The sequence below is a fragment of the Crossiella sp. CA-258035 genome (genome assembly GCF_030064675.1).
GTDB lineage: Bacteria > Actinomycetota > Actinomycetes > Mycobacteriales > Pseudonocardiaceae > Crossiella.
In genome coordinates, this window is record NZ_CP116413.1 from 4,847,697 (window position 1) to 4,862,015 (window position 14,319).

General features: G+C 71.3%; 16 protein-coding genes. 3 read left to right on the forward strand and 13 right to left on the reverse strand.

Annotated elements, in window-relative coordinates; translation table 11 throughout:
* Nucleotides 1-34: 34 nt before the first annotated feature.
* From N8J89_RS22145 to N8J89_RS22170, 6 genes are all read right to left on the reverse strand, one after another.
* Nucleotides 35-616, reverse strand: a complete 582-nt coding sequence (locus N8J89_RS22145) for a dihydrofolate reductase family protein (RefSeq protein WP_283658901.1) — start codon at nt 614-616, stop codon at nt 35-37.
* 65 nt (nt 617-681) lie between these two features.
* Entirely contained in the window at nt 682-1,503 is an 822-nt protein-coding gene (locus N8J89_RS22150) for a helix-turn-helix domain-containing protein (protein ID WP_283658902.1), read from the reverse strand.
* A gap of 460 nt (nt 1,504-1,963) precedes the next feature.
* On the reverse strand, nt 1,964-2,653 hold the full coding sequence (locus N8J89_RS22155; protein WP_283658903.1) for an aspartate/glutamate racemase family protein: 690 nt from the start codon (nt 2,651-2,653) through the stop codon (nt 1,964-1,966).
* Nucleotides 2,654-3,327: 674 nt separating this feature from the next.
* Nucleotides 3,328-4,638: a cytochrome P450 gene (locus N8J89_RS22160; protein ID WP_283658904.1), complete on the reverse strand. Its 1,311-nt coding sequence runs from the start codon at nt 4,636-4,638 to the stop codon at nt 3,328-3,330.
* 7 nt (nt 4,639-4,645) lie between these two features.
* A complete protein-coding gene (locus N8J89_RS22165; RefSeq protein WP_283658905.1) occupies nt 4,646-5,206 on the reverse strand; it encodes an EF-hand domain-containing protein in 561 nt (186 codons plus the stop codon).
* Nucleotides 5,207-5,334: 128 nt separating this feature from the next.
* Entirely contained in the window at nt 5,335-6,477 is a 1,143-nt protein-coding gene (locus tag N8J89_RS22170) for a hypothetical protein (RefSeq protein ID WP_283658907.1), read from the reverse strand.
* Between the two features lie 67 nt (nt 6,478-6,544).
* Here N8J89_RS22170 and N8J89_RS22175 point away from each other — a divergent pair, with 67 nt between their 5' ends.
* Nucleotides 6,545-7,108 carry a DUF1349 domain-containing protein gene (locus N8J89_RS22175; RefSeq protein ID WP_283658908.1) on the forward strand — a complete coding sequence of 188 codons (564 nt, stop codon included), beginning with the start codon at nt 6,545-6,547 and terminating at the stop codon, nt 7,106-7,108.
* An 86-nt stretch (nt 7,109-7,194) separates the two neighbouring features.
* Complete coding sequence (locus N8J89_RS22180; protein ID WP_283658909.1) at nt 7,195-7,839, forward strand: L-2-amino-thiazoline-4-carboxylic acid hydrolase; 645 nt, start codon at nt 7,195-7,197, stop codon at nt 7,837-7,839.
* A 52-nt stretch (nt 7,840-7,891) separates the two neighbouring features.
* Here the strand turns inward: N8J89_RS22180 and N8J89_RS22185 are convergent, their stop codons facing one another.
* Genes N8J89_RS22185 through N8J89_RS22195 form a run of 3 tightly spaced genes read right to left on the reverse strand, consistent with a single transcriptional unit; the run spans nt 7,892 to nt 10,794 of the window.
* A complete protein-coding gene (locus N8J89_RS22185; protein ID WP_283658910.1) occupies nt 7,892-9,103 on the reverse strand; it encodes an acyl-CoA dehydrogenase family protein in 1,212 nt (403 codons plus the stop codon).
* Complete coding sequence (locus tag N8J89_RS22190; protein ID WP_283658911.1) at nt 9,104-10,135, reverse strand: phosphotransferase family protein; 1,032 nt, start codon at nt 10,133-10,135, stop codon at nt 9,104-9,106.
* Entirely contained in the window at nt 10,132-10,794 is a 663-nt protein-coding gene (locus N8J89_RS22195; RefSeq protein WP_283658912.1) for an HAD family hydrolase, read from the reverse strand. The genes N8J89_RS22190 and N8J89_RS22195 overlap by 4 nt, the downstream gene beginning before the upstream one ends.
* 79 nt (nt 10,795-10,873) lie before the next feature.
* On the opposite strand from N8J89_RS22195, the gene N8J89_RS22200 reads away from it, so the two are divergent.
* Complete coding sequence (locus N8J89_RS22200; protein ID WP_502868496.1) at nt 10,874-11,488, forward strand: TetR/AcrR family transcriptional regulator; 615 nt, start codon at nt 10,874-10,876, stop codon at nt 11,486-11,488.
* Here the strand turns inward: N8J89_RS22200 and N8J89_RS22205 are convergent, their stop codons facing one another.
* The 4 genes from N8J89_RS22205 to N8J89_RS22220 all read right to left on the reverse strand — a co-directional run bounded on the left by N8J89_RS22205 (nt 11,489) and on the right by N8J89_RS22220 (nt 14,312).
* Nucleotides 11,489-12,307 carry a helix-turn-helix domain-containing protein gene (locus N8J89_RS22205; protein ID WP_283658914.1) on the reverse strand — a complete coding sequence of 273 codons (819 nt, stop codon included), beginning with the start codon at nt 12,305-12,307 and terminating at the stop codon, nt 11,489-11,491.
* Nucleotides 12,294-13,166 carry an NmrA family NAD(P)-binding protein gene (locus N8J89_RS22210; RefSeq protein ID WP_283658915.1) on the reverse strand — a complete coding sequence of 291 codons (873 nt, stop codon included), beginning with the start codon at nt 13,164-13,166 and terminating at the stop codon, nt 12,294-12,296. The genes N8J89_RS22205 and N8J89_RS22210 overlap by 14 nt, the downstream gene beginning before the upstream one ends.
* 73 nt (nt 13,167-13,239) lie before the next feature.
* The gene (locus N8J89_RS22215; RefSeq protein WP_283658916.1) at nt 13,240-13,647 is read right to left on the reverse strand and encodes a hypothetical protein; all 408 of its coding nucleotides are present in this window, start codon (nt 13,645-13,647) and stop codon (nt 13,240-13,242) included.
* 107 nt (nt 13,648-13,754) lie between these two features.
* Complete coding sequence (locus N8J89_RS22220) at nt 13,755-14,312, reverse strand: sugar O-acetyltransferase (RefSeq protein ID WP_283658917.1); 558 nt, start codon at nt 14,310-14,312, stop codon at nt 13,755-13,757.
* Between the last annotated feature and the right edge of the window lie 7 nt (nt 14,313-14,319).

Genomic DNA, 14,319 nt, shown 5'->3' on the forward strand with positions numbered 1-14,319 from the left:
TAGGCAAGCCACCCCGCCCACGCCCGGCCGGGGGTCAACGGCGCACCTGATAGCGCAGGTGAAGCACCCGGTTGCCCTGGATCACCACGTCAGGATCCGCCAACAGGTGCTGCGCGTCGACCGACCCGAAGTAGCGCTTGCCGGACCCGAACACCACGGGCACGACATCCATGCGCACCTCGTCGACCAGGCCCGCGGCAAGCACCTGGCCACCGACGTCGCCGGCGGCGACCTCGACCAAGCGGTCACCCGCGAGCTCCTGCGCCTTGGCCACGGCTGCCTCCACGCCGTCGACGAAGTGGAACGGCGCCCCGGGATCCCAGCCCTCGGGCGCCGGCCGGTGTGTCACGACGACCACGTGGTCGATCCCGCTCGGTGGCTTGCCGTCCCAGCCGTCCGTCATGTCGAAGACGCGGCGGCCGGCGATTGTCACTCCGATCTGGTCCCAGTACGGCCGGGTGTAGTCGTAGGACGCCTGCGACACCTTCAGCCCGCCGCTCTCGTCCAACGGGACGTCACCGCTGGACAACCAGTCGAACAGCGGTCCGGGCTGGTCATGCTCGTCCGCGATGAACCCGTCCACCGACACCGAGCTGTACATGACCACCTTGCCCACGGGGCTCTCCTCTGCTTTGGGGTGCCCCAAATTAGCGCCTCGTGCGCGGTCGCTCTTGTAAGAAATCAATCGGCGGGCAGCGGCCAGCCGTCCAGCGCGTGGCCGGGATGTTCGCGCAGGAACCGCCGCCGGACTTCGAGGTACCGGGTCGGCGTGAGCCCGGTGAACGCCCGGAACTCGTGGCCGAAGTGGGCCTGGTCGAAGTAGCCCGCGCCACCGGCGAGGTTGCCCCAGTCGATCGGTCCAGCGGGGTTGATCGAGAACACGGTGGCGGTGAAGCGGTAGGTGCGGGCCAGCCGCTTCGGCGTGATGCCGATGAGCTCCTTGAACCGCCGAGCCAGATGAGTGCTGCTGACCCCGGCTGCCACGCTCAGGTCGCCGATCGCCACCGCCCCGCCGCTCGCCGCGATGACGCTGCTCGTGTGGCGGACCAGCCCCAGGCCGGCGGTCTCGCACAGCCGTCGCATCAGCTCCTCCTCGAGCAGCGTCAGCATCTCGTGTGGCCCGTTCGCCGTGGCCAGCCGGTCGCGCAGCTCGGCAACGGCGGGCCGGCCCCAAACCTGCTCCACCGCCACCGGCCGGTCACACAGCTCGGCCGCGGGCATCGGCAGGAACGGCGCCAGCCCCCACGGCTTGAAGTGCACGCCGACGGACCGGGTCCGAAGCGGGTAGCCGAACTCGAATGCGCGGGTGGGCATGGTGACCACACAGCCGTCGGCGTACTCGGCCGTCTCGATGTCGGCGCCGGCGCGGATGCGGAACGGCGCCCCGAGGTTGAGGATGAGCAACGCCGACGGCGCGGGCGGCAGCGTCAGCCGGGCGTACGGCGACGCACCCTCCAGGTAGTAGAGGTCGTCGATCAGCCCGTCCAGCGGCGGTCGCGGCACTTGGGACACGTACTCCACGCGCACAGCATCGCCGACGCCCGGTCAAGTGGCGATCAACCGCACAACGGGATTCCTGCTCCGCGCGGCGAGATGAGCTGGCGGCGTTGCTCTACGGCACCGCGACCGCGCATGCCTGGGATCGGCTGCATCCACGACTGACACGGCGCGCGGCGTGGGCCGGCCACGAGGGGTTGCCGCCGACCCGCGCCGCCCGTGCGAGAAACCCTTGCCAGCCAACAGACTTACCCCCGCCAGGGTTCGCCGCGGAATTCCGGCACATCCGCGCCACAACCCCATCACCAGCCCGTGCGCCGAAACCACCACGACCGGGCCCCGACGGTCCACCGGCTCGAAAAACCGCATCCCGCCGCCCGCCACGACGTCGGGCGAGTCCTCGCCACAGGCGAGCCGTACACCCGGCCCGCCCAGCACCAACCCAGGCGAAAGGTTCAGCTACAGCTCAGCGCAACGCCTCCGCCACCGCCGCCACCGCGTGCAGCCGCGTGGTCGGAAACAGCGGCAGCTCCGAGTCGCCGTCCCCCACCAGCATCTCGATCTCGGTGCACCCCAGGATGATCCCCTCCGCCCCGGCCGCCTCCAGCCGGGCCATGACCTCCCGGTAGCGCGCCCGCGACTCCTCGCGCACAACCCCCTGGCACAACTCGTCGTAGATCACCCGGTGCACCAGCTCCCGGTCCGCCGCCTCCGGCACGATCACCTCGAGCCCATGCCCCGCCAACCGATCCCGGTAGAACTCCTGCTCCATCGTGAACCCGGTCCCCAGCAACCCCACCCGCCGCACCCCGTGGGCGAGCACGGCCGAGGCGGTGGTGTCGCCCAGGTGCAGCAACGGGATGTCCACCGCGCCGGCGACCTGGTCGGCCACCTTGTGCATCGTGTTGGTGCACAACACCACGAAGTCCGCCCCGGCCTGGTGCACCGCCTTCGCCGCCTGCGCCAACCGCACCCCCGCGGCATGCCAGTCCTGGGCGCGCTGCAACTCCTCGATCTCGGCGAAGTCCACCGAGTACAACACGCAGCTGGCCGAGTGCAGGCCACCGAGCCGGTCCCGCACCTCCTCGTTGATCAGCCGGTAGTAGATCGCCGAGGACTCCCAGCTCATGCCGCCAAGCAGGCCGATGGTGCGCATGGCTCCACGTTAACCGCCCCTGGGGCCCGCGCGGGACGCCCCGCGCGTCATGCGCCGGTCGCCCGCCGAGCGGTGTGACCCGAGGCGCGGGACACCGCGGCCGCACGGGCACACCGCGGGCGCACGGATGCGGCACGCGCCCGACACCCGCCGCAGCGCGAACACCCCGCGCCATGCGCACCCCGCGCGCACCCGGCACGCGGCGCGGTGCTCTGCGCACGTCCAGCGCCTGCCGTACCGCGCACCTCGGGCGCGCGAGGCCCGCGCACGACGCGCGCTGCCGCGGCCCAGGCTCACACCCCAGCCCCCAGCCCCCAGCGCCGCGCACCCCAGCCCCGCGCACCACGCCCCGCGTGGCGGCTTTGGGCTTGCTTGGCCAGGCCGGGTGCTCCGGGTCGCCAGCGGCCGGAGTCGCTCGCCGGCAGCCGGACGGCACTCGTCGCGCACATCGGTCGGAAGCCACTCGCCACGGGCACCGAGCCGGAGCCACTCGTCGCGTGCACCGGGCGGAGGCCACTTGCCAGGTGCGGGGGTTGGCGGTGGCCGGTCCGTGCCTTCGGCCCTCCGCCCCGCCACCGCTCTCTAGCGGAACGCTCAAACCCCCGTTTTGGTTGCCTTGGTGTTTTGGCTGTCCACTCCATCGGGTGAAGCGCCCTCTCGGGGCCACGCCTGGATCAGCGCTTTTCGATGATCATCGGGAGGGAAACCGGGTGGTGGGTGGTGTAGGCGACTGAGCGGACCCGGTAGCCCGGTGCGGCTCGCAGGCGCCATTGGCTGGCGATTGTGGCGGTGGCGATCATCATCTCGGCTATCGCGAAGCGTTCGCCGACGCAGCGGTGTCTGCCTCCGCCGAAGGGCAGGTAGGTGCCGGGGGCGGGTGGGGTTGTCCAGCGGTCCGGGTCGAAGTGCAGGGGGTGGGGGTGGTGGCGTGGGTCGCGGTGCAGGGCCAGGGGGCTGTAGACGATCTCGGTGCCGGGGCAGGTTGTGGCCGGGCCCAGGCGGAGGGTGGTTTGGGCGGCGCGCATGGACATGGGGACCGGGTTGTGCAGGCGGAGGACTTCGTCGATGACCTGGCGCAGGTAGGGGAGGTTGGGTAAGTCGGCGAAGGTCACGGGGCGGCCGGCCAGCGCGGTGTCCAGTTCGGTGTGCAGGCGGGCTTCTACCGCGGGGTGCCGGGACAGTTCGTGGAACAGCCAGGACAGGGTGACCGCGGCGGTTTCGGTGCCTGCCACCAGCAGGGTCATGATCTCGTCGCGGACCTGCTGACGGCTCATGCCCTCGCCGGTGTCCTCGTGCCGGGCGGTGAGCAGCATGGACAGCAGGTCGCCCCGGTCGGTCTGGTCGTGGGCGTAGCTGGCCAGGATGCGGTCGATGATCGCGTCGAGCCGCTGCCCGGCCTGGTCGTAGCGGCGGGACAGCACGGCGGGCAGCCAGGGCAGGGGGTTGAGGGAGCGGGTCACCGCGCCGCGCAGCACCAGCGGCAGGGAGCGGTGGATCTCCGCGGCGGCCTCCCCGCCCAGGTCGCTGTGGAACAGGGTCTTGCCGATGATGTGCGGGGTGACCGCGTACATCGCCTTCTCCCAGGCGATGCGCTGGCCCGGCGTCCAGCGCTTGGTCATCCGTTCCACCTCGGCGCGCATCACCTCGCCGTAGCCGGCCAGCCGCCGCTGGTGGAAGGCCGGGCTCATCAGGCGCCGCTGCCGCAGGTGGAACTCGCCGTCGGAGGTGGCCAGCCCGTTGCCGAAGAACGGCTTGGTCTTGCGGAAGATCCGGCCCTTGGTGAACTTGTCCGCATCGGTGACCAGCACCTGGTGGATGAGCGCGGGATCGGTCAGCAGCAAGGCTTCCATCGGGCCGAAGTAGATCCGCACCACCGGTCCGAGTTCGCGCACCGAGGAGTAGAAGCCGACCTGGTCGCGGGCCAGGTAGGGCAGGTGGCCGAGGCCGGGCAGGCGGCCGGGGGCGACGGGGAGCGTGCTGGTCATGGCAGGTTCAGGTCTGGGCCAGCCAGTTCTGCGCGAGGGTGCTCGCGCCGACGCCTGCCGGATCGTCGCCGACGTAGGTCTCCCGGCTGGCCGCCAGCCACTCCTGGCGGCTGATCTTGCCGTCGCCGTCGGTGTCGATCTGCTGGAACAACGCGATCGCGCCTTCCTTGGGCAGACCGCTGGCCACGTAGAGCGTGACGAGCTCCTCCTCGTCCAGCACTTCGTCACCGTCCGTGTCCGCCGCGTCGAAGGCGGTCAGGCCGACCGAGAGCACCCGGTCCAGGTAGCCCGGCTCGGCCATCATGCCCTTCTCGAAGGCGGAGATGAACGAGGGCCGGTCCACCCAGCCGATGTCCCCGTGCCCGGCGTCGTGCTGCAACTGCGCCCACCACCGCCGGTAAGCTTGCAGGTAGAGCACGCACTTGGGGTCCTCGGCGGTCATCCCCAGGCGCGCGATCACGGTCAGCGCGATGCGCTCCATGTCCGCCCACTCGATGCGGCCGAGACCGCTGTGGTCGAACACGTCGAACAGCGCGCCGATGTTCTCGCGCTGCAACGCACTGAGCATGGTCGTCTCCTGGAGCCGTGGCGAAGTGGTCACGCAGAGATACAGCATGCCAAGACTCAGTGACGTGTTCGAGCGCTGAGCGGGTCAACCACGGCATCCGCCCGCATCAGGTGAACATGGGTCCCCGATCAGCTTAGGAACGGCTGGTGCGCGCCATCCAGGGAGAAGAACCACGTGCTCCAGTCGGGAAAACGGCGGCTCAGACGCCGGAAGTGGTCACTGAGCGCATCGGGATACGGCCAGTCGCCCAGCAGCAGCCTGGCTCCGGTCAGGATCTCCGGCAGGTCCGCGACGAACCGGGCGTGGCTCATGCTGGGCGCGCGCGGCCCGCCGGGCTCGATCACCAGCTCCGGATCGGCTTCGAACAGGGTGTAGCAGGGGAACCTGGCCGGGTCGGGCAGCACCGAGTAGAACGGGACGCCGTTGAAGTAGTACTCGGGCCAGCGGTTGCCCGAGAGCGCCAGCCAGGGCACGCCGAGGGTGGAGGCGGTGAAGGCGAACCCGGAGTGCGGGGCCACCAGCAGGTCGCAGGCGGCCAGCGCGGCGAGCTGTTCGACCACCGGCACGTCCACCGCGGCGACGCTGGGGAAGGCGGTGCGCAGACGGTCGAGCTCGCCTGCGCCGAAGCTGGTGCCGGTGCGGCCGTCGCCGCTGTCGAGCTTGCCCAGGAAGCAGAACCGGGCGCCGGGGAACTCCTCCGCGAGCGCGCCGAGGACCAGTTCCCAGGACTCGGTGGCGGGGTAGAGCTCGCGCGGCGCGCTGCCGCCGGGCAGCACCGCGATGGTCACCGGCGCGTCCCCCACCAGCGCCTTGCCCCGCGCGGCCGCGGCGGGCGGCAGGGTCAGGCGCAGCCGCTGGTGCGGCTGGTAGGCGGGTCCGACCTTGGTCAGCCCGGCGAAGCCGATGCCCTTGGCCGGGCGGAAGTGCCTGGCGGCGGTGTCGTAGTAGTGGGCCAGCCCGGGGAAGAGCTGCCGCTGGACGTCCTGGGTGAAGCGGACGTCGCCGACCACCCAGTCCCAGTCCCGCGGGATACCGGCCAGCGCGGCCGCGGCGTCGAAACCGCCGTCGAAGAGGTCCACCTCGACCGGGTACACCTCGTCCACGCAGTCGCAGAGCGCGGCCAGCTCCACCGGCGTGTTCTTGTTCAGCGCCACCGCGATCCGGCGATCCGGCCCGGCCAGGTGGTAGCCGTGCGCGTAGTGCAGCGCCTCGATCGCGTGGCCGACGTTGTGCGCGTAGACGTAGTTCACCAGAACCGACTCGGTAGCCATCGCCGCCGATCATGCTCCCGCCGTCCGGCCGGAGCCAACCGAGTTTCCGCCGTCCTAGGATCGCGGGATGAGCGCGGCGGACTTCGGCAGCAGTGACTGGGCCTGGCTCAACGAGCCGCCCAGGTGGAGCGTCTCGGACGGTCGGCTGACCGTGCGCACCGCGCCGGACACCGACTTCTGGCGGGTCACCCACTACGGTTTCATCCGCGACACCGGGCACTTCCTCGGCCGCCGGATGCCGGGTGACTTCACCGCCTCGGTGACCTTCCGCGCCGACTACCACGACCGCTACGACCAGGCCGGGCTGATGATCCGCCTGGACGAGCGGAACTGGATCAAGTCCGGGATCGAGCTGGACGGCAGGCTGTGGCTCAGCGCCGTGGCGACCAGGGAGTTCTCCGACTGGTCGGTGCTGCCCGCGCCCGCCGGGCTGCGCGAGGTGCGGCTGTCGGTGCAGCGCTCCGGCGACGCGGTGACCATCCGCTACGGCGTGGACGGCGCGGCCCCGGAGACCATGCTGCGGCTGGCCTACCTGCCGCCGAAGCGCCCGGCCTGGATCGGCCCGATGTGCGCCTCCCCCGACGGCACCGGGTTCACCGCCACCTTCACCGATTTCACCCTGACGACCTGACCGCTGTGCCATAGTGGTCGCCGTCAACCATTAGTCAGCGCCAGGTCGGTTGGTGGAGCGCGCTGGGACCTTGAGAGAGGACCAGTATGTCCACCAACCAGTTCGAACCGCTCGACGCCGCCTACCTGCCGGATCCGGCGAGCGAGATTCCCCCGCTGATCGACGGTTTCCTCACCAGGCTCGCCGAGCTGATCCCCGGCTTCGACACCGCCGCGGCCAGGACGACCGGCGCGGAGCTGGCCGCCAGGCAGTCCCACCGGATCGTCGACGAGGCGGCCCGGCACAACCTGGACCTGGTCACCGTGCTGGTGGCCGCGTTCCGGGCGCTGCCAGTCGATGCCGACCGGCACACGCTGTTGCGGCGGGCGCTGACCGAGCCGTTCGCCGAGCAGGTCGCCCAGGGCACCAGGTACGCCCTGGACTACGCCGAGGACGCCTTCGCCACCATGGTCGCGATCAGCAAGGCCAGGGAGGAACACGCCTTCGGCGCGGGTTTCACCTTCCACCGCGCGGCCGACGACGACCGCGCCTACCTGCTGGAGGTGCGGCGGTGCTTCTACCACGACCTGCTCCTCGCACACGACGCCGCCGAGCTGACGCCGGTGATGTGCGCGTGGGATGAGAGCTGGATCGGCGCGATCGATCCGGACCGGCACGGGATGACCTTCGAGCGGCCGACCACGCTGGGCCTGGGCGGCACGCACTGCCCGTTCTCCTTCCGGCGGAGCTGACCGCGCGACCGGGAGCGGCGTGTCCACAGTGGACACACCGCTCCCGGCCCGGCTAGCCCTGGTACTTCTTCAGTTCCCGGCGCGCCAGCGAGGCCAGGTGCACCTCGTCCGGCCCGTCGGCCAGCCGCAGCGTGCGGGCCTGCGCCCACAGGTGCGCCAGCGGGATGTCCTGGCTGACTCCCCCGGCGCCGTGCGCCTGGATCGCCTTGTCCACCACCCATTCGGTCATCCGCGGGGTGGCGATCTTGATCGCCTGGATCTCGGTGTGCGCGCCCTTGTTGCCGACGTTGTCCATCAGCCAGGCGGTCTTGAGCACCAGCAGCCGGGTCTGCTCGATGCGCACCCGCGACTCGGCGATCCACTCCCGCACCACGCCCTGCTCGGCCAGCGGCTTGCCGAAGGCCACCCGGTCCCAGGCCCGGCGGCACATCAGTTCCAGGGCCCGTTCGGCCATGCCGACCAGGCGCATGCAGTGGTGGATCCGGCCGGGCCCGAGCCGGGCCTGCGCGATGGCGAACCCGTCGCCCTCACCGGCGACCAGGTTCTCCACCGGCACCCGGACGTCGGTGAAGACGACTTCGGCGTGCCCGCCGTGCGCGCCGTCGGTGTAGCCGAAGACGTGCATGCCGCGCTTGATGTCCACCCCCGAGGTGTCCGCGGGGACGATGATCATGCTCTGCTGGCGGTGCCGGTCCGCGGCCGGATCGGTCTTGCCCATCACGATGAGCACCGCGCAGTCCGGGCTCATCGCGCCGGAGGCGTACCACTTGCGGCCGTTGACGACGTAGTGGTCGCCGTCGCGTTCGATCCGGGTGGCGATGTTGCTCGCGTCGGAGGAGGCCACGTCCGGTTCGGTCATGCAGAACGCGGAGCGGATCTGCCCGCCCAGCAACGGTTCCAGCCACCGCCGCTGCTGCGCCTCGGAGCCGAACTCAGCCAGCAGCTCCATGTTGCCGGTGTCCGGCGCGGCGCAGTTGAGCGCTTCCGGGGCCAGTGCGGGGCTGCGCCCGGTGACCTCGGCCAGCGGCGCGTACTGCAGGTTGGTCAGCCCCGCGCCGTGCGCGCCGGGCAGGAACAGGTTCCACAGACCCCGCTTGCGGGCCTCTTCCTTGAGGTCCTCCATCACCGAGGGCCGGTCCCACTCCGCGCCGGGCGCGGGCTCGGCGCCGAGCAACTCGCGTTCGGCCGGGTAGATGTGGGAGTCCATGAACGCCAGCAGCTTCTCGCGCAGCTCCAGCGTGCGCTCGTCGAGGGCGAAGTCCATCTAGCTCTCCTCTGCCAGTGCGGTCAACCCGCTGCTCACCAGCAGGGGCGTGAGTTTGCCGATCTTGTCGAAGCCCGCGCCGACGGTCTGGCCGGCCACGAACCGGAAGTGGATGCCCTCCACGATCACCGCGAGCTTGAAGAAGCTCAGCGCCACGTACCAGTTCAGCCGCCCGACGTCCCGGCCGCTGCGCTGGGCGTAGTGCGCGATCAGCTCCTCGGTGGCGGCCAGCCCCGGCACCGAGTTGCTGCCGGAGATCTCCTCCCCCGCGGCCCCGAGGTCGTGGTTGTAGACCGCCAGCAGCCCCAGGTCGGTCAGCGGATCGCCCAGGGTGGACATCTCCCAGTCCAGCACCCCGGTGATCCGCACCGGGTCCTGGCCCACCAGCACGTTGCCCAGCCGGTAGTCCCCGTGCAGGATGGCCGGTGGCCCGGAGTCCGGGATCCGCGCGCCCAGCTGGGCGTGCAGCTCGTCGATGCCGGCCAGCTCCCGGCTGCGCGAGGCGTCCAGCTGCTTCTTCCACCGGTTGACCTGCCGGGTCAGGAACCCCTCCGGCCGCCCGAAGTCGCCCAGCCCCACCGAGTCCGGGGCCACGGCGTGCAGGTCGGCCAGCACCTCCACCAGCTCCAGCGACAACGCGCGCGCCTGCTCCCGCCGCAGCCAGGCCGCGTCGCTCCTGGTCCGCAGCACCTGCCCCGGCGTGCGCTCCATGAGGTAGAACGGCGCGCCGAGCACCTCGGTGTCGGCGCAGAGCAGCACGGTGGTCGGCACCGGCACCGCGGTGTCCCGCAGCGCGGTGATCACCCGGTGCTCCCGGCCCATGTCGTGCGCGGTGGCCAGCACGTGTCCCAGCGGCGGTCGCCGCAGCACCCACTCGTGCACCCCGTCGGTGACGGCGTAGGTCAGGTTCGAGCGCCCGCCCGCGATCAGCTCGGCCCGCAGCTCCCCGGCCCGCAACCCGGGCCGCTGCTCATCGAGGTAGTCCCGGAACCGCCCGAGGTCGAGCCCTGGCAACGCGTCCGAGCCGCTCATGCCGTTCCTCCCGCCAGTCCGGGCGCCAGCGCGGCCACCGCCGCGATGGTGCTCTCCGCGTCGGTGTGCCACACCGCGTGCATGCCCACCGCTCGCGCGCCGAGCACGTTGGGCTCGGCGTCGTCGACGAACACGCACCGCCCCGCGGGCAGGCCCAGCAGCTCCGCGCTGTGCTCGTAGATCGCCGCGTCCGGCTTGCGCAGCCCGACCTCGCCGCTGATCACGATCACCTCGCACAGCTCCCGCAGCCGCGCCATCGGGTAGCCGCCGCCCCAGCTGTTGGACAGCAGCGCGGTGCGCAGCCCGGCCGCGCGGGCAGCCCGCAGCAGGCCGAGCATCGCCTCATCCGGCCGCACTCCGGCGAACATGCGCCGGATCAGCCCTTCCGGCTCGATCACCCGCCCGTCCACGGTCTCCAGCCGGGCGGCCAGGTGCCGCTCGAACTCGCCGGTGTCCAGCTCGCCGGTCTCCAGCAGGTGGATCGGGTTGCCCGCCTCGGCCCGCGCGCCGAGCCAGTCGCCGAGCAATCCGCGCAGGCTGTCCTGGGTGATGCCGTCGGCCTCGCACCAGTCGCGGAAGGAGGAGCGGATCGAGGTGGTCAGCACCCCGCCGTAGTCCACCACCAGGGCGTCGACCTCTCGGGTGTCCGTCAGTGCCACCCCACGGAGGTTACCGACCAGTTGGAATGTCGGCAATGCCGCTCATCGGGTGCAGCCGGTCGGCCCCTTTGCTGGCATTATCAGCACTGTGTCCGCACGATCCGCACCCGAACCTACCGACCGGTTTGTCCCGGAGCGGCTGGTCGAGGCCGCCACCCGCCTGTTCGCCGAGAAGGGCTACCCGGCCACCTCGGTGCAGGAGATCTCCGATGCCGCCGGGGTGACCAAGGGCGGCCTGTACCACTACTTCAAGTCCAAGGCCGAGCTGCTGCACGAGGTCTACCGGCGCCTGCTGTTCCGCCAGACCTACCGCCTGGAAGAGATCGCCACCAGCGCGGGCTCCCCCGCCGATCGCCTGCGCGCCGCCGCCGAGGACGTGGTGACCAGCAGCGCGGGCAGCCTGCGCGAGGTGACGGTGTTCTTCCGGGAGATGCACCACCTGCCGCCGACCACCCTGGCCACCGTGCGCGCCGAGCGCCGCCGCTACCACGAGCGCTTCCGCGGCCTGGTCGAGGAAGGCCAGCGCACCGGCGAGTTCCGCCCGGACATCTCGGCGGACCTGGTGACGCACTCCTTCTTCGGCGCCATCCACCACATGGCGGTCTGGTACCGCCCGAGTGGTCCGAAGAGCGCGGCGGAGATCGGCGCGGACTTCACCGAGCTGCTGCTCAGCTCACTCCGGCCGACCTCCTGACTACCCGCGCAGCGCGGCCGCGGTCGCCGCGTCGGCCGGGAAGAAGGACTCGATGGCCAGTTCGGAGACGGTGATGTCGGCCGGGGTGCCGAAGGTGGCGACCATGCTGAAGAAGGTCAGCTCCCGGCCCTGGTGGCGCACCCGCAGCGGCACCACGACCTCGCCCGGTCCCGGCAGCTCGACCTCGGGTTCCGGCTCGGCGCACGGATAGCCGGACAGCTCGCCGTACAGCTCGGTCAGCACCGGGTCGGCGGTCATCGCCACCTGCCGCCGCAGCCTGCCCAGTAGGTGGGCCCGCCACTCCCCCAGGTTCGCGATCCGCGGCGCGAGCCCGTCGGGGTGCAGGCTGGCGCGCAGCACGTTCACCGGTGGCGTGAGCAGGTCGGGCCGCACGCCTTCGGTCAGCACGCCGATGCTGGCGTTGGCCTCCACCATGGTCCAGGCCCGGTCGATGACAACCGCCGGATAGGGCTCGTGGGCGGTGAGGATCTGCCGCACCGCGGTCCGGACCGCGGCCATGTGCGGGGCGTCCAGCTCCGACTCGGCGTAGACCGGCGCGTAGCCGGCGGCGAAGAGCAGGTGGTTGCGTTCCCGCAGGGGCAGGTCCAGCTGTTCGGCCAGGTGCAGCAGCATGTCCCGGCTGGGCTTGGACCGCCCGGTCTCGACGAAGCTGAGGTGCCGGGTGGAGATGTCGGCCTGCACCGCCAGCTCCAGCTGGCTGAGCCGCCTGCGGTCCCGCCACCCGCGGAGCAGTTCGCCGACCGGCCGGGTGGCCCGGTCACCGGCGGGGGCGTAGGTCCTTGGCTTACCGGAAGTCATCTGCATGATCGGCGGCCCATCGCGCGTAGGGGTGAGCGGGGCGTCCCAGCACCCGCTCGACGTCATCGGTCAACTCCGCCGCCCCTGCGAAATCCGACTCGGCGAACGGGGCGTCCTCAGGTCCCAGCATCCAGTCGATGAACACCGGGTCATGGCCCTGAGCCTGCCAGTTCGCCCGCGCCTGGGCCGGGCTGATCGCCTCGAACCGCAGCTCCCGGCCGATCGCCGCGGCGATCGCGGCGACCTGTTCCGGTGGGGTGACCAGCTCTGATCCGGTGAGCACGTACTTGGCTCCGTGGTGCCCGTCCTGGGTCAGCGCGGCGACCGCGACCGCGGCGATGTCGGCCTCGTGCACCATCCCGCTGGCGATCTTGCCGAAGGGCGAGCTCACCACACCGGTGGTGCGGATGGCCTGCGCCCAGTCCAGGGTGTTGGCCATGAACTCCCCGGCCCGCACGTGCGTCCACTCGACCCCGGCGGCCTCCACCGCCCGTTCCACGGTCACCTCGGCGGCGTGGTGGTAGTCGGCCTCGTCGACACCGGGTTCGTCGTCGACCACCGCGCCTGAGGACAGCGTCACGATCCGCCGCACCCCGGCGGCGGTCGCGGCGGCCACGACCTCCGCCGCCGTCGTGGCGAGCGCGAAGGCGGGTGCCAGGAACATCCGGTCCACCTCGGTGAACAGTCCGGTGAGGGTGTCCGGTTCGGCCAGGTTCCCGGCGACCACCTCGGCGGCTGCGGGCAGGCCTGCCCGGGCCGGGTCGCGGGTGAGCGCCCGCACCGTGTGCCCGGCGGCGAGCAGCTGCCGGAGCACCTCGCCGCCGATGGTCCCGCTGGCTCCGGTGACCAGGATCCGCATGACGTCCCCCAATACTCAAGTTTGAATGGAGCGCCACTGTATCCAGCACCGGAGCCTTCGACAAGTCACCGCACTACCGGGCCGCCCGGCGCAGCCCGACCACCTGGAGCTCGGCGAACACCGCCACCGCGGCCGCCTGGACCAGCACGAACGCCAGACCCAGGCCGGTCATGGACACCGTCGCGGCGACCGCGAGGCTGGCGATGACCCACAGCGCGTTGATCACCACGATCTCCCAGGCGCCGACCCGGCTGAGTCGCTGCCGCATACCCACGGTGGCCACACCGGCGGCGAAGACGACCAGCACCGCGCCCGCGCCGAGCAGCAGCCCGGCGGGCAGGCCCAGCAGCTCGGTGAGGAAGGAACTGCCCAGCAGCAGGAGCAGCCCCATCCCGCCGGAGGCCACCGCGTCCAGGCGCAGTGCCAGGCGGAGCAGGCCGTGGGTGTTGGCAGCGGTGGCGGTGGAGGTCTGAGCGGTCATCGTGACTCCTCGGTCGGAAGATCGTCGTTCGTGCTTGCTGGCATGACGATCTCCCGCCGGGGGTCACGCTGTCGATTACCCCAGAGGTAATGCCCCAGGTCAGCGCCTCACAAGTTTCTGATCACCCGGCAGGGGTTGCCCGCGGCCAGCACCCGTTCGGGCAGGTCCCTGGTCACCACGCTGCCCGCGCCGACCACGGTGTTCGCGCCGATGGTGACGCCGGGGCAGACGATGACGCCGCCGCCGAGCCAGGCGTTGTCGCCGATGGTGATCGGCGCCGCGGTCTCCCAGCGCTGCCGCCGCAGCTCGTGGCCCTCGATCGGGTGCAGCGCGGTGAGCAGCTGCGCCCGTGGCCCGATGGAGACGTCGTTGCCGATGGTGATCGGCGCGCAGTCCATCAGGATCGCGTCGTAGTTGATGAAGCTGTTGTCCCCCATGCGAATCAGGTAGCCGTAGTCGCACTGCAACCGCGGCATGATCCACGATCCCGTGCCGATGCCACCCAGCAGTTCCGTCAGGATCCGCTGGCGTTCCTCGTCCTCACCGGAGCGGGTCGCGTTGAACTCATCGACCAGGCGCTGGCAGTGCCGGCGTTCGGCGAGGAGCACCGGATCGTTGTCCCGGTACAGCTCGCCGCGCAGCATGCGTTCCTTCTGCTCGCTCATGATCACC

Coding starts and splice junctions, on each gene's coding strand:
- N8J89_RS22175 (WP_283658908.1), top strand. CDS start 6,545: ATGAGCGCGGCGGACTTCGGCAGCAGTGACTGGGCCTGGCTCAACGAG.
- N8J89_RS22220 (WP_283658917.1), bottom strand. CDS start 14,312: ATGAGCGAGCAGAAGGAACGCATGCTGCGCGGCGAGCTGTACCGGGAC.
- N8J89_RS22215 (WP_283658916.1), bottom strand. CDS start 13,647: ATGACCGCTCAGACCTCCACCGCCACCGCTGCCAACACCCACGGCCTG.
- N8J89_RS22205 (WP_283658914.1), bottom strand. CDS start 12,307: ATGACTTCCGGTAAGCCAAGGACCTACGCCCCCGCCGGTGACCGGGCC.
- N8J89_RS22210 (WP_283658915.1), bottom strand. CDS start 13,166: ATGCGGATCCTGGTCACCGGAGCCAGCGGGACCATCGGCGGCGAGGTG.
- N8J89_RS22160 (WP_283658904.1), bottom strand. CDS start 4,638: ATGACCAGCACGCTCCCCGTCGCCCCCGGCCGCCTGCCCGGCCTCGGC.
- N8J89_RS22180 (WP_283658909.1), top strand. CDS start 7,195: ATGTCCACCAACCAGTTCGAACCGCTCGACGCCGCCTACCTGCCGGAT.
- N8J89_RS22185 (WP_283658910.1), bottom strand. CDS start 9,103: ATGGACTTCGCCCTCGACGAGCGCACGCTGGAGCTGCGCGAGAAGCTG.
- N8J89_RS22165 (WP_283658905.1), bottom strand. CDS start 5,206: ATGCTCAGTGCGTTGCAGCGCGAGAACATCGGCGCGCTGTTCGACGTG.
- N8J89_RS22170 (WP_283658907.1), bottom strand. CDS start 6,477: ATGGCTACCGAGTCGGTTCTGGTGAACTACGTCTACGCGCACAACGTC.
- N8J89_RS22190 (WP_283658911.1), bottom strand. CDS start 10,135: ATGAGCGGCTCGGACGCGTTGCCAGGGCTCGACCTCGGGCGGTTCCGG.
- N8J89_RS22155 (WP_283658903.1), bottom strand. CDS start 2,653: ATGCGCACCATCGGCCTGCTTGGCGGCATGAGCTGGGAGTCCTCGGCG.